28 protein-coding genes and 1 tRNA gene are annotated in these 25,104 nt (G+C 61.8%); 13 read left to right on the top strand and 16 right to left on the bottom strand.

Annotated elements, in window-relative coordinates; all coding sequences use genetic code 11:
- Positions 1–5: 5 nt before the first annotated feature.
- From AC1DMA_RS23070 to AC1DMA_RS23055, 4 genes are all read right to left on the bottom strand, one after another.
- Positions 6–788, bottom strand: a complete 783-nt coding sequence (locus AC1DMA_RS23070) for an ABC transporter ATP-binding protein (protein ID WP_478126831.1) — start codon at positions 786–788, stop codon at positions 6–8.
- Positions 789–928: 140 nt separating this feature from the next.
- Positions 929–1,930 (bottom strand): ABC transporter substrate-binding protein, encoded by a 1,002-nt coding sequence (locus AC1DMA_RS23065; protein WP_478145618.1) that lies wholly within the window; start codon positions 1,928–1,930, stop codon positions 929–931.
- Between the two features lie 28 nt (positions 1,931–1,958).
- A complete protein-coding gene (locus AC1DMA_RS23060; RefSeq protein WP_478127080.1) occupies positions 1,959–2,732 on the bottom strand; it encodes an ABC transporter permease in 774 nt (257 codons plus the stop codon).
- A 95-nt stretch (positions 2,733–2,827) separates the two neighbouring features.
- Positions 2,828–3,481: a TetR/AcrR family transcriptional regulator gene (locus AC1DMA_RS23055; RefSeq protein WP_478126829.1), complete on the bottom strand. Its 654-nt coding sequence runs from the start codon at positions 3,479–3,481 to the stop codon at positions 2,828–2,830.
- A gap of 94 nt (positions 3,482–3,575) precedes the next feature.
- On the opposite strand from AC1DMA_RS23055, the gene AC1DMA_RS23050 reads away from it, so the two are divergent.
- A complete protein-coding gene (locus AC1DMA_RS23050) occupies positions 3,576–5,294 on the top strand; it encodes a thiamine pyrophosphate-binding protein (RefSeq protein ID WP_478145617.1) in 1,719 nt (572 codons plus the stop codon).
- An 82-nt stretch (positions 5,295–5,376) separates the two neighbouring features.
- On the opposite strand, the gene AC1DMA_RS23045 is transcribed toward AC1DMA_RS23050, so the two are convergent.
- Together AC1DMA_RS23045 and AC1DMA_RS23040 are read right to left on the bottom strand one after the other, a co-directional pair.
- Entirely contained in the window at positions 5,377–5,796 is a 420-nt protein-coding gene (locus tag AC1DMA_RS23045; protein WP_478145616.1) for an SWIB/MDM2 domain-containing protein, read from the bottom strand.
- A 183-nt stretch (positions 5,797–5,979) separates the two neighbouring features.
- Positions 5,980–6,906, bottom strand: coding sequence for a DMT family transporter (locus tag AC1DMA_RS23040; RefSeq protein WP_478126826.1), 927 nt, complete (start codon positions 6,904–6,906; stop codon positions 5,980–5,982).
- A gap of 360 nt (positions 6,907–7,266) precedes the next feature.
- Here AC1DMA_RS23040 and aceA point away from each other — a divergent pair, with 360 nt between their 5' ends.
- From aceA to AC1DMA_RS22985, 11 genes are all read left to right on the top strand, one after another.
- Positions 7,267–8,598: an isocitrate lyase gene (gene aceA, locus AC1DMA_RS23035; protein ID WP_478126825.1), complete on the top strand. Its 1,332-nt coding sequence runs from the start codon at positions 7,267–7,269 to the stop codon at positions 8,596–8,598.
- Positions 8,599–8,922: 324 nt separating this feature from the next.
- Positions 8,923–10,830 carry a threonine--tRNA ligase gene (gene thrS / locus AC1DMA_RS23030; RefSeq protein ID WP_478145615.1) on the top strand — a complete coding sequence of 636 codons (1,908 nt, stop codon included), beginning with the start codon at positions 8,923–8,925 and terminating at the stop codon, positions 10,828–10,830.
- Between the two features lie 94 nt (positions 10,831–10,924).
- A complete protein-coding gene (gene infC / locus AC1DMA_RS23025; protein WP_478145746.1) occupies positions 10,925–11,533 on the top strand; it encodes a translation initiation factor IF-3 in 609 nt (202 codons plus the stop codon).
- A 137-nt stretch (positions 11,534–11,670) separates the two neighbouring features.
- Positions 11,671–11,874: a 50S ribosomal protein L35 gene (rpmI, locus tag AC1DMA_RS23020; protein ID WP_028253491.1), complete on the top strand. Its 204-nt coding sequence runs from the start codon at positions 11,671–11,673 to the stop codon at positions 11,872–11,874.
- 23 nt (positions 11,875–11,897) lie between these two features.
- Positions 11,898–12,257, top strand: a complete 360-nt coding sequence (rplT, locus tag AC1DMA_RS23015) for a 50S ribosomal protein L20 (RefSeq protein WP_028253492.1) — start codon at positions 11,898–11,900, stop codon at positions 12,255–12,257.
- 125 nt (positions 12,258–12,382) lie between these two features.
- Positions 12,383–13,459 carry a phenylalanine--tRNA ligase subunit alpha gene (gene pheS / locus AC1DMA_RS23010; protein ID WP_478126823.1) on the top strand — a complete coding sequence of 359 codons (1,077 nt, stop codon included), beginning with the start codon at positions 12,383–12,385 and terminating at the stop codon, positions 13,457–13,459.
- A gap of 19 nt (positions 13,460–13,478) precedes the next feature.
- Positions 13,479–15,914 (top strand): phenylalanine--tRNA ligase subunit beta, encoded by a 2,436-nt coding sequence (gene pheT / locus AC1DMA_RS23005; RefSeq protein WP_478145614.1) that lies wholly within the window; start codon positions 13,479–13,481, stop codon positions 15,912–15,914.
- Positions 15,911–16,282 (top strand): integration host factor subunit alpha, encoded by a 372-nt coding sequence (locus AC1DMA_RS23000; RefSeq protein ID WP_478126821.1) that lies wholly within the window; start codon positions 15,911–15,913, stop codon positions 16,280–16,282. Before pheT ends, AC1DMA_RS23000 begins: the two co-directional genes overlap by 4 nt.
- 64 nt (positions 16,283–16,346) lie before the next feature.
- A complete protein-coding gene (locus AC1DMA_RS22995; protein WP_478127078.1) occupies positions 16,347–16,826 on the top strand; it encodes a MerR family transcriptional regulator in 480 nt (159 codons plus the stop codon).
- Between the two features lie 26 nt (positions 16,827–16,852).
- A tRNA-Pro gene (locus AC1DMA_RS22990) sits at positions 16,853–16,929 on the top strand.
- A 125-nt stretch (positions 16,930–17,054) separates the two neighbouring features.
- On the top strand, positions 17,055–17,759 hold the full coding sequence (locus AC1DMA_RS22985; protein ID WP_478126820.1) for a hypothetical protein: 705 nt from the start codon (positions 17,055–17,057) through the stop codon (positions 17,757–17,759).
- On the opposite strand, the gene AC1DMA_RS22980 is transcribed toward AC1DMA_RS22985, so the two are convergent.
- Genes AC1DMA_RS22980 through AC1DMA_RS22960 form a run of 5 tightly spaced genes read right to left on the bottom strand, consistent with a single transcriptional unit; the run spans position 17,756 to position 19,673 of the window.
- Positions 17,756–18,511 carry a site-specific integrase gene (locus AC1DMA_RS22980; protein WP_478145613.1) on the bottom strand — a complete coding sequence of 252 codons (756 nt, stop codon included), beginning with the start codon at positions 18,509–18,511 and terminating at the stop codon, positions 17,756–17,758. The genes AC1DMA_RS22985 and AC1DMA_RS22980 overlap by 4 nt on opposite strands.
- The gene (locus tag AC1DMA_RS22975) at positions 18,508–18,900 is read right to left on the bottom strand and encodes a hypothetical protein (protein WP_478145612.1); all 393 of its coding nucleotides are present in this window, start codon (positions 18,898–18,900) and stop codon (positions 18,508–18,510) included. The genes AC1DMA_RS22980 and AC1DMA_RS22975 overlap by 4 nt, the downstream gene beginning before the upstream one ends.
- Positions 18,878–19,102: an NrdR family transcriptional regulator gene (locus tag AC1DMA_RS22970; RefSeq protein WP_478126818.1), complete on the bottom strand. Its 225-nt coding sequence runs from the start codon at positions 19,100–19,102 to the stop codon at positions 18,878–18,880. Before AC1DMA_RS22970 ends, AC1DMA_RS22975 begins: the two co-directional genes overlap by 23 nt.
- Positions 19,099–19,335, bottom strand: a complete 237-nt coding sequence (locus tag AC1DMA_RS22965) for a hypothetical protein (protein ID WP_478126817.1) — start codon at positions 19,333–19,335, stop codon at positions 19,099–19,101. Before AC1DMA_RS22965 ends, AC1DMA_RS22970 begins: the two co-directional genes overlap by 4 nt.
- Entirely contained in the window at positions 19,332–19,673 is a 342-nt protein-coding gene (locus AC1DMA_RS22960; protein ID WP_478126816.1) for a hypothetical protein, read from the bottom strand. Before AC1DMA_RS22960 ends, AC1DMA_RS22965 begins: the two co-directional genes overlap by 4 nt.
- 140 nt (positions 19,674–19,813) lie before the next feature.
- Here AC1DMA_RS22960 and AC1DMA_RS22955 point away from each other — a divergent pair, with 140 nt between their 5' ends.
- Positions 19,814–20,452 carry a phosphoketolase family protein gene (locus AC1DMA_RS22955; protein ID WP_478145611.1) on the top strand — a complete coding sequence of 213 codons (639 nt, stop codon included), beginning with the start codon at positions 19,814–19,816 and terminating at the stop codon, positions 20,450–20,452.
- A gap of 71 nt (positions 20,453–20,523) precedes the next feature.
- On the opposite strand, the gene AC1DMA_RS22950 is transcribed toward AC1DMA_RS22955, so the two are convergent.
- The 5 genes from AC1DMA_RS22950 to AC1DMA_RS22930 all read right to left on the bottom strand — a co-directional run bounded on the left by AC1DMA_RS22950 (position 20,524) and on the right by AC1DMA_RS22930 (position 25,079).
- Complete coding sequence (locus AC1DMA_RS22950) at positions 20,524–20,646, bottom strand: hypothetical protein (RefSeq protein WP_478126814.1); 123 nt, start codon at positions 20,644–20,646, stop codon at positions 20,524–20,526.
- 8 nt (positions 20,647–20,654) lie between these two features.
- A complete protein-coding gene (locus tag AC1DMA_RS22945; RefSeq protein ID WP_478126813.1) occupies positions 20,655–20,870 on the bottom strand; it encodes a YgaP family membrane protein in 216 nt (71 codons plus the stop codon).
- 70 nt (positions 20,871–20,940) lie between these two features.
- Positions 20,941–23,616 (bottom strand): bifunctional acetate--CoA ligase family protein/GNAT family N-acetyltransferase, encoded by a 2,676-nt coding sequence (locus tag AC1DMA_RS22940; protein ID WP_478145610.1) that lies wholly within the window; start codon positions 23,614–23,616, stop codon positions 20,941–20,943.
- A 161-nt stretch (positions 23,617–23,777) separates the two neighbouring features.
- On the bottom strand, positions 23,778–24,608 hold the full coding sequence (locus AC1DMA_RS22935) for a universal stress protein (RefSeq protein ID WP_478145609.1): 831 nt from the start codon (positions 24,606–24,608) through the stop codon (positions 23,778–23,780).
- Positions 24,609–24,686: 78 nt separating this feature from the next.
- The gene (locus tag AC1DMA_RS22930; protein WP_478126810.1) at positions 24,687–25,079 is read right to left on the bottom strand and encodes a DUF302 domain-containing protein; all 393 of its coding nucleotides are present in this window, start codon (positions 25,077–25,079) and stop codon (positions 24,687–24,689) included.
- Positions 25,080–25,104 lie beyond the last annotated feature (25 nt).

The following is a 25,104-nucleotide window of genomic DNA, read 5'->3' as shown; positions in this document are numbered from 1 at the left end:
AAGCGTCAGTGCGCGTCCAGGTGACCTTGCGCGAAGAAGTGCGCGCGCAGAGTGCGTGCGTACGCTGCAAAGCGTTCGGTGCCCATGACATCCAAGGGGCGGGGCCGTGGCAGGTCGATGTCGTAGATGGCGGCGATCGAACCGGGGCGCTCGCTCATCACGATCACGCGGTCCGACAAGAAAATTGCCTCGGGAATGCTGTGCGTGATCAGGAGTACCGTCTTCCTGGAGGCAGACCAGATGCGCTGGAGCTCTAGGTTCATCTTCTCGCGTGTCATCGCGTCGAGAGCGCCAAAGGGCTCATCCATCAGCAGTACCGACGGGTCGTGCAGCAGCGCGCGGCAGATCGACGCTCGCTGCTGCATGCCGCCGGAAAGTTGCCACGGGTATTTGTTCTCGAAGCCGGTGAGTCCGGCCATCTTCATCAACTCGCGAGCGCGTTCGCGTGCCGCCGTCCTGGGCATCCGCCGGATCTCGGCCTGCAGGAGGATGTTCTCCTCGATGCTTCGCCATGCCAACAGCACCGCGCTCTGGAAGACGATCCCGACGTCCTTTTGCGGACCGATGATCGGATGGCCAGCCAATGAGAGCGTACCGCCGCTGATCGGCAGGAGCCCCGCGACCATCTTCAGCAGCGTGCTCTTGCCGCAGCCTGAGGGCCCCACCACCGAGACGAACTCCCCTGCGCGAATCGAGAAGTCGAGCGGCTTCAGCGATTCGATGGGCCCGTCTTTGCTTTGGTAGATCTTCGAGACGCCGCGCGCTTCGATCAAAACATCAGAAGTCATGAATTAAGAAAAAACGGAGCCGAACTGGAACGCACCTTTTCGGGAAACACCGCGGAGCCGGCTTTGCCGGACCGCAGTGTTGCCCCCGGTAGGGGGTAGGCGAAGCGACACGAAGTGCGCGCAGCCTGGGGGCGAGCTGGTCAGGGCAGGAAGTCGAGCGTCACGTAGTCTTCGGCCTTGCCGCGGGTGGCGGCGTCCATCCCGCCGTACTGCACGAGCAGGTCGAGTGAGTCGTCCACGTTCTTCATCGCGACACGGAAGGGGCGCTGGTTGGCGGTGTCCTTGGTGTGATAGAGCGCCACGCTCTGCTTCATACCGAGGATGAGCGTGTCGCGCACGCCGGCCTTCGGGTTGGCCTTGAGCATGGCGTCAACAGCGGCAGCGGGGTCTTTCTCGGCGGCCTCGGCGGCGCGCGTCGAGGCGCGCATGAAGCGCTTCACGAGGTCGGGGTTCTCGGTGAGGAGGTTCTTGTTGGTGATGATCCCCGAGCTGATCTGGTTGACGCCGGAGTCCGCGAACCGGATCGGCGTGACAGGCTTGCCAGTGGCGTCCTGAAGCTTGATTGCCTGGTCCATCACATAGCCGAGCAGCAAGTCGGCCTGGCCGCTGGTTACCGCGTTGAGCTTGGTCTGCGCGTCACCCGAGACGATCTTCACCTGGTCGGCCTGGATGTTGTTGACCTTCAGGAAGAGCGGCCACATCTGCGACATCGAGTCGCCCGGCGTCGTGGCCACAGTCTTGCCGACGACGTCCTTGGGCGTCTTGATGTTCTTTTCGGAGAAACCCATGACCGACATCGGGCTGACCTGGAACAGGACGCCCGTCGACTTCAGCGGAGCGCCCTTTGCTGCGGCCTTGATCATGGTGGTGACGTCGATATAGCCGAAGGTTGCCGACTTGGCGGCCACTGCCTGCGCGGTCACGGCCGAGCCGCGGCCTTCCTGGATGTCGAGGTCGATGCCTTCGTCTGCGTAATAGCCGCGCTCCTTGCCCAGGAAGAACGGGGCATGCTCGCTGTAGAGATACCAGTTGAGCATCAGGGTGACCTTGTCCTGCGGCTTGTTCTGCGCATGTGCGGGCGTCAAGGCGAGCGCCAGTGCCGCAGTGGCTCCGGCAATGAGGGATGTCAGCATCTTCTTCATGGTTGTCTCCTGGAAGAGTGGTTGGAACTCACTGGGCGTGGCGTTGCGACGCATGCCACGGAATCATCAGCCGTTCGACGAGGTCGACGGCGACGAAAAGAATCACTCCGATCGTCGACAGCACGACCAGGGCGGCGAACATCAACGGCAGGTCGAAGTTGCCGTTGGCGACCTGCAGCACGTAGCCGATGCCGGAGTTGGAGCCGACGAACTCGCCGACGACTGCGCCGACCACGGCCAAGGTGACCGAAACCTTGAGCCCGCTGAAGATCGCCGGCATCGCCTGCGGGAGACTGATCTTCAAGAAGGTCTGCAGTCGGCTCGCACCCATGGAGCGGGCCAGGTCGAGCATGTCGGGCTCGACCGACTTGAAACCCATCACCGTCGAGACCACCACCGGAAAGAAACCCAACAGGAACGCGGAGATCACCTTCGGAAAGATGCCGAAGCCAAACCACACGACGAAGAGCGGGGCGATCGCGACTTTGGGAATGCTCTGCGAGAACACCAGCAGCGGATAGACGTAGGACTCCACCAGGCGCGAATAGGCGATCACCATCGCGATCGGAATCCCGATCACGATCGTCAGTGCGAATCCGCCGAGCGTCGCGACCGTGGTCTTCCAGCTTTCCGCGAGAAGGCGCGGCCACTCGGCAATCAACTGCTGCACAACCTGCAATGGCGGAGGGATCAGGTAGGCAGGGATCTTGAAAAGCCGGATCGCGAGGTCCCACAGCACCAGCAGAATCACGATGAGCAGGAAAGGCCGCAGCGCGGGGGAGAGCAGGAAGTTGCGAAGCATCGACAAGGTATGTTCAATTCACCGACAAGTGAATTAACGATTCTAGGAAGCCCATTGCAACGGCGCAACGAGTGCGTGCCTAGGAGATACCCGTATCAGCGCAGGACGTAGCCCAGTACGAGATCCGTCATGTGCGAGAGTCGCTGCGCCATCGCCTTGGGTGCGCGCAGATTGCGTCCGAACACGGCTGACAGGGTGTCGTTGTTCGACAGGTAGAAATAGCAGAGCGAGGCGATAGAGATGTAGAGCTGAACGGGATCGACGCCAGCGCGGAAGAGATTGTTGTGCTTGCCCCGCTCCAGTACACCGTCGAGCAGTTGAACCAGCGGCGAGTTCATCTCCTGGATGCGATCGGAGCGCTTGAGATGCTCGGCGCGATGCAGGTTTTCGCTGTTGAGCAGCGTGATGAACTCCGGATGCTCCAGGTAGTAGTGCCACGTGAAGGAGATCAGGCGACGAATGGCCTCGACGGGCTCGACCTCGTCCAGGTGAAGCCGCTGCTCGGCTTGCCGGATGTCCGCATAGGTGCCTTCGAGCACGGCGAGGAAGAGGTCGTCCTTGCTGCCGAAGTAGTAGTAGATCAGCCGCTTGTTGAGCCCCGCGCGCTCGGCGATGCTGTCCATGCGGGCACCGGCAAGACCATGCCGTGCGAACTCGTCGCGAGCCGATGCAAGGATGGCGAGCTGCGATCGGTCGGCGTCCCGGGAACGCGGCTCGCTCGGCGCGGTGTGTCTGGCTTTTGTGCGCATGTGGCGAATTTAACCAATCGGTGAATTAAGGCAAGCCGGCGCGAGGCCCGCACATAATTCATCAACGTTGTTGCAGCAAAAGGGCGCGTCTTAAATGAGTTCATCACAACCCGCGGGTCACCTGATCGTCGAGTGTCTGCTAGAGCAGGGGGTCGAACTGGCCTTCGGCGTTCCTGGAGAGAGTTTCCTGGCCGTGCTCGACGGGTTTCATGCCTATCGCGAGCGCATCCGGTTCATCGTCAATCGCCAGGAAGGCGGCGCGGCTTTCATGGCCGAGGCGCACGGCAAGCTGACCGGGCGGCCGGGCGTGTGCTTCGTCACGCGCGGGCCGGGTGCCACCAATGCGTCCATCGGCGTGCACAACGCGTTCCAGGATTCGACGCCGATGGTGCTCTTTGTTGGCGACGTCGGCAGCGATTTTCGAGATCGGGAGGCGTTCCAGGAGGTCGACTACGGCAGCTTCTTCGGACCCAGCACCAAGGGCTTCGCGAAGCGCGTGGAGCGCATCGACGATGCCAACCGCATTCCCGAATACGTCGCGCGGGCCTTTGCGACGGCGATGAACGGGCGCCCCGGGCCTGTAGTGGTCGTGCTGCCCGAAGACATGCTGCGCGCGACCACCGATGCGCGACCGCTGCGGCGCGTGGAGCCGGTGGAGCCCTGGAGCGATCCTGGCGCCTTGCGCACCCTCCGTGAACTGCTGCTGAAGTCGCAGCGCCCACTGGTCATCGCCGGCGGCGGTGGTTGGACGACGCAAGCAGCCCAGGCACTGCAGCGATTCGCCGAGAACTGGAAGCTGCCCGTTGCCAATGCGTTCCGCTTTCAGGACACTTTCGACAACCACCATCCGCTGTACGCTGGCGACGTGGGCATTGCAATCAATCCCAAGCTTGCCGATCGAGTCCGCCAAAGCGACCTCATCATCGCGATCGGTCCGCGGCTTGGCGAGATGACGACCGGCGGCTACACGCTCCTCGAAGCACCCAAGCCAAAACAGACGCTGGTGCACATCCACGCCAGCGCGGAAGAGCTCAATCGGGTCTATCAGGCCGACCTGGCGATCAACGCGGGCATGAGTTCGGCCGCGCGCAGCCTGGAGGTGTTGAGCGCTCCGACCGAACTGCCCTGGGAGGCATGGACGAGCGCGGCCAACGCCGACTACGTTGCAAACCTCGAGCCGCAGGCGCTTGCCGGCCTGCCAGCAGAGGCGCCGCGCGGCGCTGTCGACATGGTGACGGTCGTCGGTTTGCTCCAGAAGCATTTGCCGCCTGACACTGCAATCACGAACGGCGCGGGCAACTTCGCGAGCTGGGTGCATCGCTACTTCCGCTATCACGGCCTCGTCAAAGGTGCGAAGACCCAACTGGCGCCCACCAGCGGCGCCATGGGCTATGGCGTGCCCGCCGGCATCGCCGCAAACATCGCCACCGGCCGCGTTGCTTTCACGATCGCTGGGGACGGAGACTTCCTCATGACGGGGCAGGAACTCGCCACAGCGGCGCAGCATGGGGCCAAGAGCATCATTGTTCTGCTGAACAACGGCATGTTCGGCACGATCCGCATGCACCAGGAGCGCGAATATCCGTCCAAGGTGAGCGGCACGGAATTGCGCAACCCCGACTTCTGCGCGCTGGCCAAGGCCTATGGCTATGCGGCCGAACGCGTGACGGAAACCGCGCAGTTCGAGGGGGCGTTGATGCGTGCTCTGGCTGCCGATACAGGCACCCTGATCGAGATTCCATTGGACCCCGAGGTGATCACGACCCGCGGTACGTTGAGTTCGATCAGAAAGGCGGCGCAGGCCAAGGGGTGAACCTGCGCACGCGCTCAGGGCAAAAAAAAGCCGGCGCATGCCGGCTTTTTTGATTCAAGCGCGCGGGGCGCCTGGATGGCTCTTACTTGACGTGCTTGCCAATCAGTGCAGCCAGTTCGAACATCGAGACCTGCGGCTTGCCGAAGATTTCCTTCAGCTTGGCGTCGGCGTTGATGTTGCGCTTGTTGGCCTTGTCCTGGAGGTTGTTCTTCTTGATGTAATCCCACAGCTTGCTCACGACAGCGGTGCGCGGCAGAGGCGTCGAGCCGACCACAGCTGCAAGCGCCGGGCTGGGGGTCAGTGCCTTCATGAACGCAGCGTTGGGAGTGCGCTTCTTTGCGGGAGCCTTCTTTGCAGCAGCCTTCTTGGCCGGAGCCGCCTTCTTTGCGGGTGCCGCCTTCTTTGCAGGAGCAGCCTTCTTCGCCGGTGCGGCTGCCTTCTTTGCGGGAGCCGCCTTCTTTGCCGGCGCTTTCTTGGCCGGAGCCTTCTTTGCAGTTGCCATGGTTGATTTCCTTTTTTGGTTGGACACTTTCACCAATGAAAAGCAGTGTCTCCATCGGCATTGCGGATGCTAAAGGAGAAGAAACGCGTTTCCAAGGGAAAAACGGCTTTTTTCATTGGGAGCTGTTGTTTTTTCAGAGGAGAGAAGCCCAGTGATTTCCCTCGACAGTGGCAAGAGATGGCTTCAGGCACGTCGCGACGGCCAAGTCGCAAGCAACACGCCGAGCAGCGCGAGCGAGAAGGCGATCACTTGCGGCACCGACAGATCCTCTCCCAGGACCACCACGCCGACCACCGCCGCGCTCACTGGAAGCATCACGGTAAACACGCCCGCCTGCGATGCGGGGACACTCTTGAGGCCGGTCATCCAAAGCCAGACGGTCCATATGCTTGCTGCAAGCGCATAGACGAGCAAGAGGACCCAGATGCCAACGGAGACTGCGCTGAAGTCGAAGCGCAGCGCGAACCAGATGCCCAGCGGCGTCGAAAGCGCGAATCCCCACAGGTTGATCAAAGAGGAAATCCGCTTCGGCCCCAGCCTTCCCGTCAACGACTTGCCGATCACTGCGTACGCGGCTTCGCAAAGAACGGCGCAAAAGATGAGCAGATTGCCGAGCCATGGCATGCGGGCGGGCGACGCGTCGCTCGCATGCACCGCTGCCTGTGCCGGCGCCAGCGCCAGCAATCCGATGCCGAAGGCCGCACATACGATCGCCGCGCCGATGCGCGCCGTGATGCGTTCTCTCAGGAAGAGCCAACTGCCGATTGCGACGACTGCCGGTATGGAAGCCATGATCACGCCGGCAGACACCGCGCTCGTCAAACTCACGCCGAAGAGCATGCAGATCGAGAACATGAAGTTGCCGAGGAACGATTCGAGGAAGACCAGTCCGCGCGTGTGCGGTGTCATGGGCGGCTCGTTCGCAGGGCGTCGAAGCCAGTGAGGCATGGCAAGTGCCGCAATGCCGAATCGCAGCCATGCGAGCAAGAGGACCGGGAACGCCGCGACGAGCGGCTTTGAAAGCGCGACGTAGCCACCCACGAGCGACATGCTCAAGGCGAGGCAGCCGTAAGCGACAAGGCGCTGCGGCGCCGGGAGTGCGGTGTTCAAAAGACTTGAATGCTTGAGGAGGACTGATTCGATGATGCCTTATGTGACAGCGCGCTCTCGCTGCGTGTGCGCCCCCGTAGCGTCTCTGGCAAGCCAGTCATCGCGAGATCGGGCAATCTCCTTTTCACCTTTTCATTGCCGCAAACGCCATTCCGTATAGTGAAACAAGCGAGTGCTGCGCCGCAATATTTTTTCTCAATACAAGAAAAATAATTTTGCATTGAGAAAAAACGCCATAAGTCATTGATTTTGTTCGCAGAAAAATATGTCTTCTATAAGACATAAGAGTGGACACGTTTGCCATACAGTAGCTCCAACGGCCGCGACAGCGCCTCCTCTCAATCAACCCTCGGAGTGACCATGCCACAGACCCTCACCGAACAACTCAGCCGCGAACAACAGATCGCCGCCCTCGAAAAAGACTGGGCCACCAACCCGCGCTGGAAGGGCGTCAAGCGGGGCTACAGCGCTGCAGACGTGGTGCGTCTGCGCGGCTCATTGCCAATCGAACACACGCTCGCTCGGCGCGGCGCCGAGAAGCTGTGGGAGAAGATCAACGGCGGCGCCAAGAAGGGCTACGTGAACGCATTCGGTGCCATCAGCGCGGGGCAAGCAATGCAGCAGGCCAAGGCCGGTCTCGAGGCCGTCTACCTGTCCGGCTGGCAGGTTGCCGCGGATGGCAACACCTCGGAAACCATGTATCCGGACCAGTCGCTGTATGCCTATGACTCGGTGCCCACGATGGTTCGCCGCATCAACAACACGTTCAAGCGCGCCGATGAGATCCAGTGGTCGCGCGGCGTCAATCCCGGGGACAAGGAGTTCATCGACTACTTCCTCCCGATCGTCGCTGATGCGGAAGCCGGCTTTGGCGGCGTGCTCAACGCTTTCGAACTGATGAAGAACATGATCGCTTCGGGTGCTGCCGGTGTGCACTTCGAAGACCAGCTCGCCGCAGTGAAGAAGTGTGGACACATGGGCGGCAAGGTGCTGGTTCCGACCCATGAAGCCTGCGAGAAGCTGATTTCGGCACGATTTGCGGCCGACGTGATGGGCGTTCCGACCATTGTGCTGGCCCGTACGGACGCCGAAGCGGCAAACCTGATCACATCCGACCACGATGCCAACGACAAGCCGTTCCTTACCGGCGAACGCACGCAGGAAGGCTTCTACCGTGTCAAGAACGGCCTGGAGCAAGCCATCAGCCGCGGCGTCGCCTATGCGCCTTTTGCCGACCTCGTGTGGTGCGAAACCGGTACGCCGGACCTCGGCTTTGCGCGCGAATTCGCCCAGGCCGTGCATGCCGCATGTCCAGGCAAGCTGCTGTCGTACAACTGCTCGCCTTCTTTCAACTGGAAGAAGAATCTCGACGACAAGACCATCGCAGCGTTCCAGGACGAGCTCTCGGCGCTGGGCTACAAGTACCAGTTCATCACGCTCGCGGGCATCCACATCAACTGGTACAACACCTTCAAGTTCGCACATGCCTATGCGAATGGCGAAGGCATGAAGCATTACGTCGAAATGGTGCAAGAGCCGGAATTCGCGGCGCGCGAGAAGGGCTACACCTTTGTTTCGCACCAGCAGGAAGTCGGCGCAGGCTACTTCGACGACGTCACGACGGTGATCCAGGGCGGCTCCTCCAGCGTCAAGGCGCTAACGGGTTCGACGGAAGAAGAGCAGTTCCACTGAGCCGATGCGGCCCGCCACGGGCCTGCAAAATCGGAAAGATCCCTGCAGGGGCGATCCTCGGGGATCTTTTTCGTCCGCTCAGGGCGAGACGGAGATGCACGCGCATTACCGGCCGCCGAGGATAGAATCTCCAGCTTCTTCCAGCCCCAACAAGAGCGAGAAAGGCACCTTGGTTATGACACCGCGAACTACACCGCAAGGAATCAGCGGTCTTTTCCTTCAGGGGAAAGGCCAGTAGGCCGCGCACGCCGGAAGTCACCGGCACATCACCAAGCCAAGCGCGGTCAAGTACCGCGCTTTTTTGTTTTCTCGCTGAGGTTTTTCATGATTCAGATCACGCTCCCTGACAACTCGCGCCGCGAGTTCCCTGGCCCGGTTTCTGTGGCCGAGGTTGCCAAGGCAATCGGTCCCGGCCTTGCGAAGATGACACTCGCCGGCAAAGTCGACGGCCGCCTGGTAGACGCCAGCGACGTGATCGACCACGACGCAAAGCTGCAGATCATCACTCCAAAGGACGATGAAGGCCTGGAGATCATCCGGCATTCGGTGGCCCACCTGGTCGGCCATGCGGTCAAGCAGCTCTACCCGACGGCGAAGATGGTCATCGGCCCAGTCATCGATGAGGGCTTCTACTACGACATTTCGTACGAGCGCCCCTTCACCCCGGAGGACATGGAGGCCATCGAAGCGCGCATGCGGCAACTGATCGCGCAGGACTACGATGTGATCAAGAAGATGACGCCGCGCGAGGAAGTCATCTCCGTCTTCAAATCGCGGGGCGAGGACTACAAGCTGCGGCTAGTGGAAGACATGCCCGATGAGCAGGAGATGGGGCTGTACTACCACCAGGAATACGTCGACATGTGCCGCGGCCCGCATGTGCCGAACACACGGTTCCTGAAGGTGTTCAAGCTGACGAAGCTGGCAGGCGCCTATTGGCGCGGGGACGCAAAGAACGAGCAATTGCAGCGCATCTACGGTACGGCCTGGGCCGACAAGAAGCAACTGGACGACTACATCCGCCGCATCGAGGAAGCGGAGAAGCGCGACCACCGCCGGCTGGGAAAGGAACTTGACCTGTTCCACATCGACGAGACGGCGCCGGGGGTCGTGTTCTGGCATCCCAAAGGCTGGGCCATTTGGCAGGAAGTCGAACAGTACATGCGCCGCGTTTACCGCGAAACCGGCTACCAGGAGGTCAAGGGACCGCAGATCCTGGACAAGAGCCTTTGGGAGAAAACCGGCCACTGGCAGAACTACCGCGAAAACATGTTCACTACCGAGTCGGAAAAGCGCGAGTACGCGCTCAAGCCGATGAACTGCCCGGGCCATGTCCTGATTTTCAAATCGGATCTGCGCAGCTACCGTGATCTGCCGTTGCGCTACGGAGAGTTCGGCCAATGCCATCGAAATGAACCCAGCGGCGCCTTGCACGGCATCATGCGTGTTCGTGGTTTCACGCAGGACGACGGTCACGTCTTCTGCACCGAGGATCAAATCCTCGATGAGTGCGTCGCGTACACGGCGCAACTGCAGAAGGTCTATGCGGACTTCGGCTTCACGGAGATTCTCTACAAGGTCGCAACCCGGCCCGAGAACCGCGTGGGTTCGGACGAATTGTGGGACAAGGCAGAGTTCGCCGTCATGGAGGCCCTCCGGCGTTCGGGCGTCGATTTCGTCGTCTCGCCTGGCGACGGCGCCTTTTACGGACCCAAGATCGAGTACACGCTGAAGGACGCCATCGGCCGCCAATGGCAGTGCGGGACCATGCAGGTTGACTTCAACACCGCTGAGCGCTTGGGTGGTGAATATGTGACGGAGACCAGCGGGCGCGCTTATCCGGTCATGCTTCATCGCGCCGTCGTGGGGAGCCTGGAGCGCTTTATCGGCATGCTGATCGAACATCATGCGGGGGCAATGCCCGCGTGGCTGGCTCCAGTGCATGTGGCGGTCCTCAACATCAGCGAGGGACAGTTAGAGTACGCGTCCGGGGTTGCAAAAACGCTGCAGAGTCAAGGTCTTAGAGTTTCGCTCGACCTACACAACGAGAAGATTACGTATAAAATACGGAAGCATTCGTTGCAAAAGCTCCCGTACATCCTTGTCGTAGGCGACAAGGAAAAGGAAGCAGGTGCCGTCGCAGTGCGCGCCCGAGGCAATGTGGATCTCGGTGCTATGTCGATAGAAGCGTTCTCGCAAAAGATTGCTCACGACATCCAACACAAGCTTTGAATTAGAGAGAGTTCAAAGGCTGATTTTTATCAGACGACTTGTGGGCGCGAACTCTATGGCGTTCGCTACATTCTTGTAGCAAATTGTTTGAAGGATTCTGACCATCGCTACTGCATTTCGCGACCGCCGCCACCGCGAGGAACGCCAACACCGCCTTAACCGGGAGATCATGGCCCCGGAAGTTCGCCTGATCGGGCCCGACAATGAGCAATTGGGGGTCGTGAGCCTCGCTGAGGCGCTGCGCCTTGCCGGCGAGCAGGACGTGGATCTGGTGGAAGTCGTCGCGGCGGCCAATCCGCCGGTCTGCCGCCTGATCGAGTACGGCAAGTTCAAGTACCACGAGCAAAAGAAGGCAGCCGAAGCGAAATCCAAGCAGAAGGTGATTGAGGTCAAGGAAATCAAGTTCCGCCCAGGCACCGACGACGGCGACTACAACATCAAGATGCGCAACATTCGCCGTTTCCTGGAAGACGGCGACAAGTGCAAGATCACCCTCCGGTTCCGTGGTCGTGAGATTACGCACCAAGAGCTTGGGCTGGCACTGCTGCAGCGCATTCGCGATGAACTCGGTGATCTGATCGTGGTGGAGCAGTTTCCGAAACTCGAAGGCCGGCAGATGATCATGATGATCGCTCCTGGTCGCAAGAAGGCGGGAGCCGCAAGACCGACTGTGGAGCCAACGGCGGCTCCAGCGGCGGCCTAAGTTGCTGTTTTAAAGGATTTCGCCGCTGCCTGCGCCTTGAAGGTGCAGGCATAGGCGAGATGTAGAAGTGTCTCGGGGCCAACAAGCCCGCGGAACATCCGCGGCGCCTCACGAGCACAAACAAGAGGAGCATTTACATGCCCAAAATGAAGACCAAGAGCAGCGCGAAAAAACGTTTCCGCGTTCGTCCAGGTGGCACCGTCAAGCGCGGGCAAGCCTTCAAGCGTCACATCCTGACCAAGAAGACCACCAAGAACAAGCGTCACCTGCGGGGTGCGACAGCAGTTCATGAGACCAACATGGTTTCCATGGCCGCCATGTTGCCCGGCAGCGGCATCTAACCAGACGAACAAGGAGTACACATATGCCTCGCGTCAAACGTGGTGTAACGGCTCGCGCCCGCCACAAGAAGGTTCTCGCACTCGCCAAGGGTTTCCGTGGTCGCCGCGGCAATGTCTTCCGCATCGCCAAACAGGCGGTGATGAAGGCAGGCCAATATGCCTACCGTGACCGCCGTACCAAGAAGCGCGTATTCCGCCAACTTTGGATTGCGCGTATCAACGCCGCCTCGCGCGAATTGGGCCTGACTTACAGCCAGTTCGCCAACGGCATCCGCAAGGCTGGTATCGAAATCGACCGCAAGGTGCTCGCCGATATCGCCGTGCATGACAAGGCCGCTTTTGCCGGCATCGTGGAGCAGGTCAAGGCCAAGCTGGCAGCTTGATCCCGCATAGCAGGTTGCCATCCACGATGGTGCCTGCGCCCACGACATGAGGGCTGGCGCTTGAAAGGGCACCAGCCCTTTCTTCATCCTCCCCCGTTTGTTCCTGTTTCATCTCCCACACCCTCATGAACGAGTTGGACTCCCTTGTCGATACCGCCCGCGAAGCCTTTGCCCAAGCGAAGGCTCCGGCCGAACTGGAAAACGCCAAAGCGCAATTTCTCGGCAAGGCCGGCCGCGTTACCGAATTGATGAAAGGCATGGCTTCGCTGAGCGTGGACGAGAAAAAATCCAGGGGTGCAGCGATCAACCTCGCCAAGCAGGCCATCGAAGCTGCGCTGGCGGAGCGCCGTCAGCAACTCGCCGACGAAGAACTGGCGGTGCAGTTGCGCTCTGAGGCTCTGGATGTGACCTTGCCGGGCCGCAAGCGCGTTTCGGGTGGCCTTCATCCGGTCAGCCGAACGATGGAGCGCATAGAGGCAATCTTCTCGAGCATGGGCTTCGACGTTGCGGATGGTCCTGAAATCGAAAGCGATTGGCACAGTTTCACTTCTCTGAACAATCCGCCGAATCATCCGGCCCGCTCGATGCAGGACACGTTCTACGTCGATCTCAATGGGGAGGATGGCATCCCATACAACCTGCGTCCGCACACGAGTCCGATGCAGGTCCGCTACGCACATCAGCACATCAAGAAGTACGCCGCGCAGTTCGAAGCGGCAGCGGCGGATTCTGGTGGAGCAGTCAAGGCGCCCGAAATTCGCGTGATCGCGCCCGGACGCACCTACCGCGTCGACAGCGATGCCACTCATTCGCCCATGTTCCACCAGTGCGAGGGACTCTGGCTTGGCGAAAACGTGAGCTTCAAGGATCTCAAGGTTGTCTTCACCGATTTTTGCCGCACTTTTTTCGAGAGCGACGATCTGGTGCTGCGCTTCCGTCCAAGCTTTTTTCCCTTCACCGAGCCCAGTGCGGAGATCGACATCCAATTTCAAGACGGTCCACTGGCCGGTCGCTGGCTTGAGGTCGCGGGCTCGGGACAAGTCCACCCGAACGTCGTACGCAATATGGGCTTGGACCCCGAGCGCTATATCGGTTTCGCGTTTGGCATGGGACCAGACCGACTGACGATGCTGCGCTACGGTGTCGACGATCTGCGCCTTTTCTTCGACGGCGACTTGCGCTTCTTGCGCCAATTCCAGTAAACAGAACGAGAACGACGAGATGCAATTTCCCGAGTCCTGGTTGCGCGAGTTCTGCAACCCGCCGCTCAGCAGCGCCGAACTGGCCGAAACACTCACGATGGGTGGCTTCGAAGTTGAGGAGCGCAGGCCCGTCGCGCCGCCTTTCTCCGAGGTGGTGGTGGGCGAAATCAAGGAAGCCGTTCAACATCCGAACGCCGATCGCTTGCGCATCTGCCAGGTCGACGCCGGTCGGGGCGCTCTGCTTAACATCGTCTGCGGAGCGCCCAATGCTCGAGTGGGCATCAAGGTGCCGTTGGCTCTGGTCGGAGCGGAGCTTCCGCCTGGCGAAGATGGCAAGCCCTTCCTCATCAAGCTCGGGAAGCTCCGCGGCGTCGAAAGCCAAGGCATGCTGTGTTCGGCCCGTGAACTGAAGCTCAGCGACGACCATGGCGGACTGCTCGAATTGGCACCCGATGCCGCTGTAGGGGCCGACGTTCGCGAAGTGCTGAAGCTGGACGATGCGTTGCTCACACTGAAGCTCACGCCGAATCTTGCCCATGGCCTCAGCGTGTTTGGCATTGCACGTGAACTGGCGGCCCTGACAGGGGCGCCACTGGAGACACCGGCGATCGCACCTGCGGCGTCAAAAATCTCTGACAAGCTCGCCGTAAAGGTCGAAGCTCCCGAGCTTTGCGGCCGGTTCTCCGGCCGTATTGTTCGCGGCGTCGACACGAAAGTGACCACCCCGGCATGGATGGTCGATCGGCTTGCACGTTGCGGGCAGCGCAGCGTCTCGCCGCTGGTGGACATTTCGAACTACGTCATGTTCGAGTACGGCCAGCCGAGCCATATCTTCGATCTGGATAAGATTCATGGGAGCTTGACCGTTCGCTGGGGCAAGCCCGGTGAGCACCTGAAGCTGCTGAACGGAAGCACCGTCACTGTCGATGAAAAGGTCGGCGTCATATCCGACGAGCAGGAAGTCGAGTCGCTCGCAGGCATCATGGGCGGTGATACGACCGCCGTCTCCGACGACACCCGCAACATCTATATCGAGGCGGCCTTTTGGTGGCCCGAGAGCATTCAAGGTCGTTCGCGTCGGTTCAATTTCTCGACCGACGCAGGTCATCGTTTCGAACGCGGAGTGGATCCAAGTCGGACGGTGGCGATCATCGAGCGGATCACGCAGTTGGTTACCGAGATCTGTGGCGGCGAAGCAGGTCCTGTCGACGACCAGGTTTTGCGACTGCCGGAAGCCAAGCCGGTGACATTGCGCCCGGCCCGCGCCGCGCGCGTGATCGGCATGCCGCTCACGCAGGCGCAATGCGCAGATGCGTTGCGACGCCTCGCGTTGAACGTGGAAGAAGGTGATGGCAAGCTGATCGTCACGCCACCGCCGCATCGCTTCGACCTGTTGATCGAGGAAGACCTGATCGAAGAGGTGGCCCGACTCATCGGATACAACAACCTTCCCACGACGCCGCCTCTGGCGCCCATCACGGCCCGCGTGCGGCCCGAAGCCCAGCGCAGCCGTTTTGCCGTCAGGCAGCGACTGGCGGCATTGGGCTATCAGGAGACGATCAACTTCAGCTTTGTCGAATCCCACTGGGAGCAAGACCTCGCGGGCAACACCAATCCGATCAAACTTCTGAATCCGATTGCCAGTCAAATGAGCGTCATGCGCTCTTCGCTGATCGGTTCACTGATGCAGGTGCTCAAGTTCAATCTGGATCGCAAGGCGCCGCGGGCGCGCGTTTTTGAATTGGGGCGTGTCTTTATGCGTGACGAGACCGTCCTCACCACTGACAGTACCGTGAAAGGTATCCGTCAGCCGATGCGGGTGGCGGGTCTGGCTTGGGGCGATGCTGAAGATTCGCGGTGGGAAGGCAAGGCGCACCGTGCCGATTTCTTCGACATCAAGGGCGATGTTGAAGCGCTGCTCGCGCCGCGCATCGCGACATTCGAACCTGCAGAGCATCCGGCGCTGCACCCGGGGCGTGCTGCCCGTGTGCGGCTGGACGGCCAAGCGATCGGGGTGGTTGGTGAACTGCATCCGCGCTGGCGCCAGAAGTGGGATCTGGCACATGCGCCGGTCTTGTTCGAACTGGACTTAGAAGCCGTCACCGCCCGATCTGTGCCTGTGGCGCATGCGGTTCCCAAGCACCAGGCCGTCGACCGCGACATCGCCGTCGTGGTCTCCGAAACAGTGACCCACGATGCATTGATGAGTGCAATCCGGGCTGCGGCGGATCCCAGCCTGTTGCGCGAACTCACGCTTTTCGACATTTACCGCCCGACCGTGTCGCGCGATGGTTCAGGCGTCACGGGCGGTCTCGCCGAGGGCGAAAAGAGCATGGCAGTCCGACTCAGTTTCAACAGCGACGCAGCGACTTTGACTGACCAGCAGGTCGAAGCGGCACTGCGTGCAATCGTCGATCAACTCACCGCGCAGCTTGGTGCGCGGCTTCGGATATGAACGCCATGGAATTCACGCTCGAAGCCCTCGAAACGCCGGCGCTCACCAAAGCTCACCTGGCGGACCTGCTGTTCGAGCAGATCGGCTTGAACAAGCGCGAGTCCAAGGACATGGTCGAAGCATTCTTCGATTTGATTGCCAACAGCCTCATCGAAGGGACCGACGTCAAGATTTCGGGTTTCGGAAATTTCCAGATCCGCGTCAAGGCGCCAAGGCCAGGGCGCAATCCGCGCACCGGTGAGGCCATCCCCATCGGCGAACGCCGCGTTGCAACGTTCCACGCAAGCGCAAAGCTCAAGGAACAAATCCACGGAAGCATCTCGGAAGAGGGGCCTCAAGAAGTGGAATGGAGCGTGGGCTCCCAATAAGGCGTGGCGCTTGGTAATCAGGTGGAGTAACCTCTCAGGTTTCGCTCGCACCGTATTGATTTCAATGGAGAAAACCCTCCCTCCGATCCCCGTCAAACGCTACTTCACCATCGGTGAGGTCGGGGAGTTGTGCGGCGTCAAGCCGCATGTGCTGCGCTACTGGGAACAGGAGTTCACGCAGCTTCGCCCAATGAAGCGGCGCGGAAACAGGCGCTATTACCAGCACCATGAAGTGCTGATGATCCGTCGCATTCGAGATCTGCTGTATGACCAGGGCTTCACGATCAGTGGCGCTCGCAACAAGCTGCAGGAGATGGTTCAGTCCGAGCGCGACCGTCGGAAGGCAGGCGATGTCCCGCTCCAAGGCATGGAAGCCGTAGAAATCGATCAAGAGGAGTTCGATGCTGCACTTCACGACGAGGTGGATGCTCCTCAGCCGCAACAGCGACCGCAATCCACGGCGCGGACGGTCGATCTGTCGCAGTTGCTACACCTTCGGCGCGAGCTGAACGAAATTCGTGAGCTGCTGACCACAGGTCACTGATTTGGGGCCGCTATAATCGCGGGCTTCGGTGTGTGGCGCAGCCTGGTAGCGCACTTGCATGGGGTGCAAGGGGTCGAAGGTTCGAATCCTTTCACACCGACCAAAAACGTCAATGGAATCAAGGGGTTAGCGCAAAAAACGCTAACCCCTTTTTCGTGGGCGGTGACAAATAGGCCCGGTCTGTGACAAACGCGGTCTTCTCGGCCGGTAGGTTTTGGAGGCATTCACATGGTCAACGGCTTCGTTTACGTCATAGAGTCCCCTGCAGACACCGATCTGCTCGATGGTCGCAGCGAGGGCCGTGCGCTGTGCGAGGCACTTCGGCTCGCCGGGATTCCCCACTGGTACAGCCTGGTCACCACGCCCAGAACGTTCGAACAAAGCCTGAACGATCGACTCATGCAGGCTTTACAGGCGAACCCGGGAAGATTGCCGATCCTTCATCTGAGCATGCACGGCAACAACGAGGGAATTCAACTGTCCAACGGGCACTTTCTCCAGTGGGCTCAGCTGCGACAGTCGCTGGCACCCCTCACGAATTCCATGCAGGGGACGCTGTTGATCGCAATGTCTTCTTGCATGGGCGGCTCGGGCTGCAGGATGGCTATGCACGAGGATCAAGATCACCCGTTCTGGGCTCTGATCGGCAACTCAGGAGAGGCCCTGTGGGCAGACGCCGCAGTGGCCTACATCACCTTCTACCACCTGTTCTTCAAAGGCGTAGCCATAGACGAGTGCGTGAGTCGAATGCGCCTCGCTTCAAACGATCAACGGTTTATGCACTTTGTCGGCGCGGACATTCGAGCGGGCTGGGCGACGTTTCAACAGCAGAATGCTGCGCGAAGAATGGCAGAACTGCTGCGGGGCCGGCAACCTGCAGCGGAAGGCGCACTCTCGCAGATGTTTCACGCGCAGCAGCCTGCGGCGAGTTAGCTTCCTCGGCGTCCCCCGATTGCGGAGGGGAGCGGGGTGGAAGTTGGCACCTTTCGACGGCAGACGCGCTTCGTGACCTTCACGTCCTCGTGGTGCAGCAGCTCCTGGGCGGCCACGTCGGACTCCGAATCGCTGGCGGCCTTGGCCCGCATGTCGTGGAAAACGATCTCGCGAGGCTTCAGTCCGAGCTTCGTGCGCACCGCCCGCCAGAGGCTCTTGAACGATTCCTTGGTGTACGGCTTGCCGTTTCGGGTGATGAACAGGTAGTCGCTCGGCAGGCTGGCCGCGCCGCCTCGGTTCTTCTTCCGCAGTTCCTTGGCGCGGTCCAGCGCCGCCTTCAGATCGGGGGTCATCACGTACCGCTTGGTCGTAAAGCCCTTGTCGTTCTTCTTCTTGGTGACGCGCAGATCAATGCCGTCGTTGTCGAAGTCGCCCAAGCGAATGTCGAAGATCATCCCCTCGCGGGCACCGGTCTGGGTGCTGATCTCCAGCATGCACTTGCACTGGAGCACCGGGCTGGCGGCTGCATAGATGTCGCTGTAGCGCGTGTCGTTGACGTATTCGGTGCGCGGGCTCTCGGGCAGGTATTCGATCTCGGCGCACGGGTTGTAAGCGGTCAGCCCCCAGCGGATACGGGCGAGCCGGAACATGCGCGAGAGCGCCTGAATATCCTTGTTGGCCGACGCGCCGCGTGAGCGGTTCTCGTGAAGGTGCTGGGTGATGTTGATATCGCGCAGGTAGCCAGGCATCATGGCCTCGGCCTCTGTCTTTGCGTACCGCTTCTTCGCGAACGCCGCGCGCACGCGCTGATCCGGCCCTCGTATTCCTTCCGAGTCAGCTCGCGGGTGAACTTGGGCAGCTCGTCGGCTTCGTACTTGCGGATGATCTCCTCGACCGTGCCGACGATCTCGTCAGTCGGCACCAAGGCGGACAGGGCAGGGGAGATGTGCTTCTCCCACCAGCGTCGAGCTTCGAGCGGCGTCTTGCCAGCGAACATGGTTACGCCCAACGCGCGCAGTCGCTTCTCGATCTCCTTCGTGCCCACATCGGTGCCGCGCCAGTACCAAGCATTCGCGCGCACCTTTCGCATGCCGCGAGGGAGGTCTGGAGTCTTGCGGTTAACCGTGCGAGGGCGCGGCATCATCGATCTCCTTGGCTAGGGTTGCGAAATGCCGCACAGCCTGGGCGGCCCTCTCCAACATCGTTACATTCTCGGCCGCCAACTCAACCGTAGTCCAGCGGTGGCCGCACGCCAGACAGCGGCGAAGGCGGGTGACCTTCGCCGCCCCTGGTCGCGTCGAGACAACCTGTTGCTCGGTGCTCTCGCACGCGGCGCACTTCATGACTGACCCTTCAGGCGGGGCTCGACGTTTTGGGAATACCAGCTCTTGGCCTCGGCGACCGTGGTGCCGCAGCGCCGGCTGACGCCCGCCTCGCGCAGGGCCTTCTCGACCTCCCGGCTGGCCGGATCGGTGCCGCGCCAGTAGAGCTTGCCCTCGACCATTCGCACGCCCTTGGGCAGCTTTTCATTGGTGGTCGACCTGGGGCGTCCACCCTTGTTTTGCGCGGCGTTCATGGCCGATGCTCCTTGGTGTAGTGGACGGGGGCGGTGATGCGGACGACCTCGCCATCGAAGTCGGTGACGAACTTGATTGGGGCGGGGCCATCGAGCCCCAGGGAGCCCTCGTTGTCGGCCTCCCACGCCACCATTGAGCGACTGGTCTCGACGGCCCGCAGCTCGGCAATGCGAAGCTCGCCCGGCACGCGGTAGCGCAAGATGTCTTCGACGTTGCGCTCCGCCACGTCTCCGATCTCGCGGTTGCAGAGGTGCCGCTCGATCAGAATGAACTGGCGCATCCCTTGGCTGCGCGCATCCTGGCGGCTCTTGGCGATGAGCAGTTCGAGCTGGCTCATATCCGCTTCCCCTGCACGATGCCGGTTCGATCCTTGCACTGGAGCAGGATCGGCAGGCCAGCCTGGGCGGGCGCGACGGAGATCGTCGGCCAGTCTCCCATCGAGTTGATCGCGTCGGCTATGGGCACCGGGGGCGCACATTGGGGGATCAGCCACGAAGGCCGCCGGTACTTAATCGGACGCGGACTGATCGAGTAGAGCCCCACGGCCGACGCAGCGTCGAACTAGGGGTCTGGAGTTGGGCGAGCAATGACCAGGACGCGGAACCGGATGTCGTCATGGCGTGTGCGGGCGACGTGCCGACGCTGGAGACGCTGGCGGCGGTCGACCTGCTTCGCGTGCAGTTACCTGACCTGAAGGTGCGCGTGGTCAATGTCGTCGACCTGATGACGCTCCAGTCGCCTTCCGCGCACCCTCACGGATTGCCGGATGCGGAGTTCGACTCAATCTTCACCGCGAACAAGCCGGTGGTCTTTGCCTACCACGGCTACCCGTGGCTCATTCACCGGTTGACGTACAAGCGTACGAACCACGACAACTTCCATGTGCACGGCTACCAGGAGGAGGGAACGACCACGACGCCGTTCGACATGACCGTGCTGAACAAGCTCGACCGCTTCCATCTCGCTGCCGACGCGATCGATCGGGTGGCGCGGATCCGGGACAAGGCGGGCCACGTGCGGCAGTCCCTGCGCGATCGCCTGCAGGCCCATCGGGCGTGGATCACTGCGCATGGAGAGGACATGCCGGAGATCCTCGATTGGCGCTGGGCACGTTGAGGCGCAAGCCGCGCGTGCAGGCGCTGCGCGGCTACACGGCCGCAAACAACACAAGTCGAGCCAAAGGACGATCAGTCCTGCGTGACCCAGGCCACGAGCAGGGCCGAGGCAAGCCAGAGCACGCCGGCTCCCACCATTGCCAGGGCGACGACCATCTGCCAAGCGGCTGCGGCGCTCCGGACTTTGGGCGGCATGGCGACTTTCATCGCGAACTTTTCGGAGCTGGCGAATCGATGGTCGCGCAGGTCTTCAAGCCGAACACTGAATAGACCGGGCAGTTGCCCACCAGGCCCGTGATCAGGGGCACGATGCCCAGAAAGCCCCATGGTCCGATCATCCCCATGATCGATAGCCCGAGCAGCACCACACCGGCGCCAACGCGCAGCGCGCGATCGAGGGTTCCAACGTTGCGAATCATGGCGATGACTCCTTGGCTATGCAGATGCACTCATCGTGCGTCGGTGCCACATCGTGAATGTTGCGGTGGATCAAGCTTCGTTGCTGTCGTTCAGCACCTTGACCATCCGGCGCACGCCGGATGAATCCGGCTCGATCGGATCTGCCTTGAAGCCCATGGCGCGTGACAGGTTCAACATCCGCGTGTTCTCACGTAGCACCAGGCCGACCAGTCGGCCGATGCCGCGGCTTCTTGCATGGTCAATCAGTTGCTCGAACATCAGCTTTCCCAACCCCAGTCCCTTGAGGTCGGAGCGGACGATGATCGCGAACTCAGCTTCCACGCGGTCGGGGTCGCTCACCGTGCGTGCCACGCCCAACGTCTCGAGAACGCCCTGCGCATCGACGGCCTCGGCAATGAAAGCCATTTCCCGGTCATAGTCGATCTGGGTCAGTCGCGCGAGTTCGCTTCGCGGGAGCTCGCGTCGCATCTGAAAGATGCGCAGTCGGACATCCTCCGGATCGAGTTGTTCCAGGAAGCGCCGGTGCTGAGCCTCGTCCTCGGGACGGATGGGTCGTACGGTGATCGTGCGACCATTCCAGACGTGGGTACGAATCCACTGCGTGGGATAGGGAAGGATCGCGAACCGGTCGGCGCCGCCTCCAGCTGCGGCCGTGACGCGTATGCGTGCGTCGAGCGCCAGCGCACCGTTCTCGTCGACCCACAGCGGATTGATGTCGAGTTCGGCCAGTTGCGGCAGATCCGCGAGCATCTGGGACACCGCGATCAGCACGTCGTAGAGCGCATCCATCTGCGCGGGTGGGTGGTCGCGGTAGCCGGCCAGCAGTCGTGACACGCGTGTGCGCGATACGAGCTCTCGCGCGAGGCTCCGGTTGAGCGGAGGCAGGCCGATGGCACTGTCCGCCATGGCCTCCACCGCAGTTCCGCCCTGGCCGCACAAGATGACAGGACCGAAGACATGGTCGATGCGAGCGCCCACGATCACCTCCTGCGCGTGCTTGCGGTGCACCATGGGCTGCAGCGTGAAGCCATCAATGCGCGCCTCGGGTCGGGCGGCGCGGACGGCACGCAGCATGTCGCTGATCGCGCGGTCCAGTGATGCCTGGTCGCGCAGCTCGAGCATGACGCCGCCGACGTCCGACTTGTGCGTGATGTCGGGCGAGTCGATCTTGACCACCAGCGGATAGCCAAGCGCGCGCGCGCCGGAAAAGAGGGCCTCGGCCGACGCTGGGACTTTGAGCGTCGGAACGACGGGGATGTTGTAAGCATGGAGGACGGTCTTGGCTTCCTGCTCTCCCAGCCATTCGCGACCTTGCGCCAGCGCCGCATCGAGTTGCAATTGCGCCGCAGCAACATCGGGCGCCGGCCGCTCGCTGGCGCAGGGCGCTTCCATCAGGATGTCCTGGTTGCGCCGATAGGTCTGCAACATCGCGAATGCGCGAACCGCATCCTCCGGTGTTGGGTAGTCGGGCACGCCGGCCTCTTCGAAGATCTGGCGCGCCTGGGCGACCGCGGCGTCGCCGAGCCAGGCGCTCATGACGCGCGGAACGCTCTTGCGCAGCAATGGAAGGCAAGCGCGGGCAATGTCGTCGCTACGCACGATCGCGGTCGGCGCGTGCGTGAAAAGCACGGCGCCGGTTGATCCGTCGGCCAGCAGCGTGGAGAGCGTGGCGGTGTAGCGCTCGATGGGTGCGTCGCCAATGATGTCGATCGGATTCGCATGCGACCACTGGCTCGGCAGCATGGCGTTCAGCCGTTCCATCAGCGCCTCGCCGGGTTCGGCGAGCGCAACGCCGGCGCGTGCCGCCGCGTCGGCTGCCATGACGCCCGCGCCACCGCCATTGGTCATGATGGTGAGTGTTTCGCTGCGGTTGCCCCGAAAGTGCGCCAGCGTCTCGGCGGCGATCAACAGATCCTGCAGCGTGTCCACCCGCAACATGCCTGCCCGGCGGATGGCGGCGTCATACACCACGTCTGAGCCGGCCAGCGCGCCCGTGTGGCTGGCCGCAGCTTGAACGCCGTGGCCGGCGCGCCCGGCCTTGACCACGATCACGGGCTTGTTGCGCGCTGCCGCGCGCGCGGCAGACATGAATTTGCGCGGCGACTGAACCGACTCGATGTAGAGCAGGATCGACCGGGTGCGGGCATCGCTGGCCAGATGGTCGAGCAAATCGCCGAAGTCGACATCGCAATGGTCGCCGAGCGAGACGAGGTGAGACAGTCCAATCTTGCGGCTCTTGGCCCAGTCGAGCATGGCAGTGACCAATGCGCCGGATTGCGACACGAAAGCGATTTCGCCGGGCAGCGAATCGGTGTGGGCGAAGCTGGCGTTGAGCCCGATGTGCGGACTCAACAGCCCGATGCAATTGGGCCCCAGGATACGCATCAGATAGGGGTGCCCTGCGTCGAGTGCCGATTGCTTCTGCGTCGCGCTGAGTCCCGCCGTCATGATGATGACCGCGCGGGTGCCGAGCGCTCCGAGTTCGGCCACCAGCTGGGCGATCGTGTCGGCCGGCGTGCACAGAAGGGCCAGGTCCGGCACCGCTGGCAGTTGTGCCGCCGTTGCGAACACGGGCACACCATACAGCGAACTGTGCCTGGGATTGACGGCGTAGACCGGGCCGGCAAAACTGCCCGCGCGCAAGTTGCGCCAGACGGTCGCGCCGACGCTGCCGGGGCGGCTGGAAGCGCCGAAGACCGCGACCGAGGTCGGCGAGAGCAGGCGGTCCAGATGGCGAATGGTCATGAATGACTCCCGTGGGAGACTCAATCATGCAAGTCGTGTGACGTCGCTCGTTTGACGAAGGTCAAGCGATCCTGTTCAGGCCATGCTCGGAGCGCTTGACGATGCATTGACCACGTTCGTCCAGCGCGCATTGGCGCCCACGGTGGCTGAGCGGCCAGGCCTCAGTGGGCCATCAACACCGGGAGCCGGGTGGAGTCCAGCACAGTTCGGGTGACGCCGCCGAGGACCAGTTCGCGCGCGCGGCTGTGGCCATAGCAACCCATCACGATCATCTCGGCGTCGCACTCCGCGGCGAGCGAGAGCAATGCCTCGCCGGCACGGTGCTCCGGAAGATTGGCCTTTTGATGCACGTTCACAATGCCATGCAGGCGCAGATACTCCCGGACTTCGACTGGCGCTGCCTGCCTCGGGTCGTCGCCTTCTTCGATCAGAAAAACCTTGCTCGCGCTTCGCAGGAACGGAAGGGCGCCAGTCACGGCACGCGCGCATTCACGCGTGGGCTTCCACGCGACAAGCACGATCTTGGGCGCAATACTCGCCGGGCCGGCGTGCGGAACGATGAAGGCAGGCCGGCCGCTGTCGATCAGGACTGATTCGACGAAATCCGCCGGTACGTCATAGCCGGACACATCGTCGGGATCGCGTTGCCCGAGAAACAGCAGGTCTGCGCTCAGGGCTCGGCGGGAAAAAGTCTCGACGACGGGCTCACCGGTGAGCTCCATCCATTCGGACGGCGGCGCATTGCCCGAGGAAGCTTGCTCGAAAGCGCTCAACGCCAGAAGCCGATGGTTCGGATCAATTGGCGCCCCGGACGGCATCGAGGGCATGCCCGGTATCAGGGGAAGCACAGAAAGGTATCGCGGCGCCACAGCGAACAGCGCACTCACCCGCGCGTAGCAGGTGGCTGCCAATTGGTGCGCCAGATTCAGCCGGGTCCCGGCGGCTGACGTGCCGTCCATGTGAACAAGCAGTGACTTGATGGATGTTTCCATGGCTTTCTCCAGCTCCAATCCGATGGGTCAGTCTGCGTGCCTGGCGGGCGGCGCCCGAGCGTCAAGTTGATGGCAGCCCTACACCTTGAGGCGTGCACACGCACGACGAAGGCGCTGTTCGGCCTCGTCAGCGACCGCCGAGACGTCTGGCGCACTCGAAAGACCGACCAGGCTCTGCGGATTCACGAAGCCGACGACCACGCGGTCGGGCGGCTCTGCGCGAACGATCACGTTGCAGGGCAGCAGAAGCCCAATGTCGGGCTCGGCTTGCAATGCACGAAGAGCCAGTTGCGGATTGCAGGCACCCAGGATGCGATACGCTCCCATGTCGACGCCGAGCTTTTCCTTGACCGTGCGCTGTACGTCGATGTCAGTGAGAACGCCAAATCCCTCGCCCTTAAGCGCATTGACGACCATGGCGACGACTTCGTCGAAGGGAATGCGGCTCACGGCGACTTTGAATCCATACATGGTGCTCGATCCCTTTCCGAATGCC

It is taken from the genome of Variovorax sp. 05N34 (assembly GCF_056397405.1).
The sequence above is the reverse complement of the archived record's forward strand: the minus strand, read 5'-3'. Positions and strand labels throughout refer to the sequence as shown.

Excerpts from the sequence above, each read along its gene's own strand:
- AC1DMA_RS23070 (WP_478126831.1), bottom strand. The coding sequence starts at position 788 with ATGACTTCTGATGTTTTGATCGAAGCGCGCGGCGTCTCGAAGATCTAC.
- AC1DMA_RS23065 (WP_478145618.1), bottom strand. The coding sequence starts at position 1,930 with ATGAAGAAGATGCTGACATCCCTCATTGCCGGAGCCACTGCGGCACTG.
- AC1DMA_RS23060 (WP_478127080.1), bottom strand. The coding sequence starts at position 2,732 with ATGCTTCGCAACTTCCTGCTCTCCCCCGCGCTGCGGCCTTTCCTGCTC.
- AC1DMA_RS23055 (WP_478126829.1), bottom strand. The coding sequence starts at position 3,481 with ATGCGCACAAAAGCCAGACACACCGCGCCGAGCGAGCCGCGTTCCCGG.
- AC1DMA_RS23050 (WP_478145617.1), top strand. The coding sequence starts at position 3,576 with ATGAGTTCATCACAACCCGCGGGTCACCTGATCGTCGAGTGTCTGCTA.
- AC1DMA_RS23045 (WP_478145616.1), bottom strand. The coding sequence starts at position 5,796 with ATGGCAACTGCAAAGAAGGCTCCGGCCAAGAAAGCGCCGGCAAAGAAG.
- aceA (WP_478126825.1), top strand. The coding sequence starts at position 7,267 with ATGCCACAGACCCTCACCGAACAACTCAGCCGCGAACAACAGATCGCC.
- thrS (WP_478145615.1), top strand. The coding sequence starts at position 8,923 with ATGATTCAGATCACGCTCCCTGACAACTCGCGCCGCGAGTTCCCTGGC.
- rpmI (WP_028253491.1), top strand. The coding sequence starts at position 11,671 with ATGCCCAAAATGAAGACCAAGAGCAGCGCGAAAAAACGTTTCCGCGTT.
- rplT (WP_028253492.1), top strand. The coding sequence starts at position 11,898 with ATGCCTCGCGTCAAACGTGGTGTAACGGCTCGCGCCCGCCACAAGAAG.
- pheS (WP_478126823.1), top strand. The coding sequence starts at position 12,383 with ATGAACGAGTTGGACTCCCTTGTCGATACCGCCCGCGAAGCCTTTGCC.
- pheT (WP_478145614.1), top strand. The coding sequence starts at position 13,479 with ATGCAATTTCCCGAGTCCTGGTTGCGCGAGTTCTGCAACCCGCCGCTC.
- AC1DMA_RS23000 (WP_478126821.1), top strand. The coding sequence starts at position 15,911 with ATGAACGCCATGGAATTCACGCTCGAAGCCCTCGAAACGCCGGCGCTC.
- AC1DMA_RS22995 (WP_478127078.1), top strand. The coding sequence starts at position 16,347 with ATGGAGAAAACCCTCCCTCCGATCCCCGTCAAACGCTACTTCACCATC.
- AC1DMA_RS22985 (WP_478126820.1), top strand. The coding sequence starts at position 17,055 with ATGGTCAACGGCTTCGTTTACGTCATAGAGTCCCCTGCAGACACCGAT.
- AC1DMA_RS22980 (WP_478145613.1), bottom strand. The coding sequence starts at position 18,511 with ATGATGCCTGGCTACCTGCGCGATATCAACATCACCCAGCACCTTCAC.
- AC1DMA_RS22975 (WP_478145612.1), bottom strand. The coding sequence starts at position 18,900 with ATGCCGCGCCCTCGCACGGTTAACCGCAAGACTCCAGACCTCCCTCGC.
- AC1DMA_RS22970 (WP_478126818.1), bottom strand. The coding sequence starts at position 19,102 with ATGAAGTGCGCCGCGTGCGAGAGCACCGAGCAACAGGTTGTCTCGACG.
- AC1DMA_RS22965 (WP_478126817.1), bottom strand. The coding sequence starts at position 19,335 with ATGAACGCCGCGCAAAACAAGGGTGGACGCCCCAGGTCGACCACCAAT.
- AC1DMA_RS22960 (WP_478126816.1), bottom strand. The coding sequence starts at position 19,673 with ATGAGCCAGCTCGAACTGCTCATCGCCAAGAGCCGCCAGGATGCGCGC.
- AC1DMA_RS22950 (WP_478126814.1), bottom strand. The coding sequence starts at position 20,646 with ATGCCGCCCAAAGTCCGGAGCGCCGCAGCCGCTTGGCAGATGGTCGTC.
- AC1DMA_RS22945 (WP_478126813.1), bottom strand. The coding sequence starts at position 20,870 with ATGATTCGCAACGTTGGAACCCTCGATCGCGCGCTGCGCGTTGGCGCC.
- AC1DMA_RS22940 (WP_478145610.1), bottom strand. The coding sequence starts at position 23,616 with ATGACCATTCGCCATCTGGACCGCCTGCTCTCGCCGACCTCGGTCGCG.
- AC1DMA_RS22935 (WP_478145609.1), bottom strand. The coding sequence starts at position 24,608 with ATGGAAACATCCATCAAGTCACTGCTTGTTCACATGGACGGCACGTCA.
- AC1DMA_RS22930 (WP_478126810.1), bottom strand. The coding sequence starts at position 25,079 with ATGTATGGATTCAAAGTCGCCGTGAGCCGCATTCCCTTCGACGAAGTC.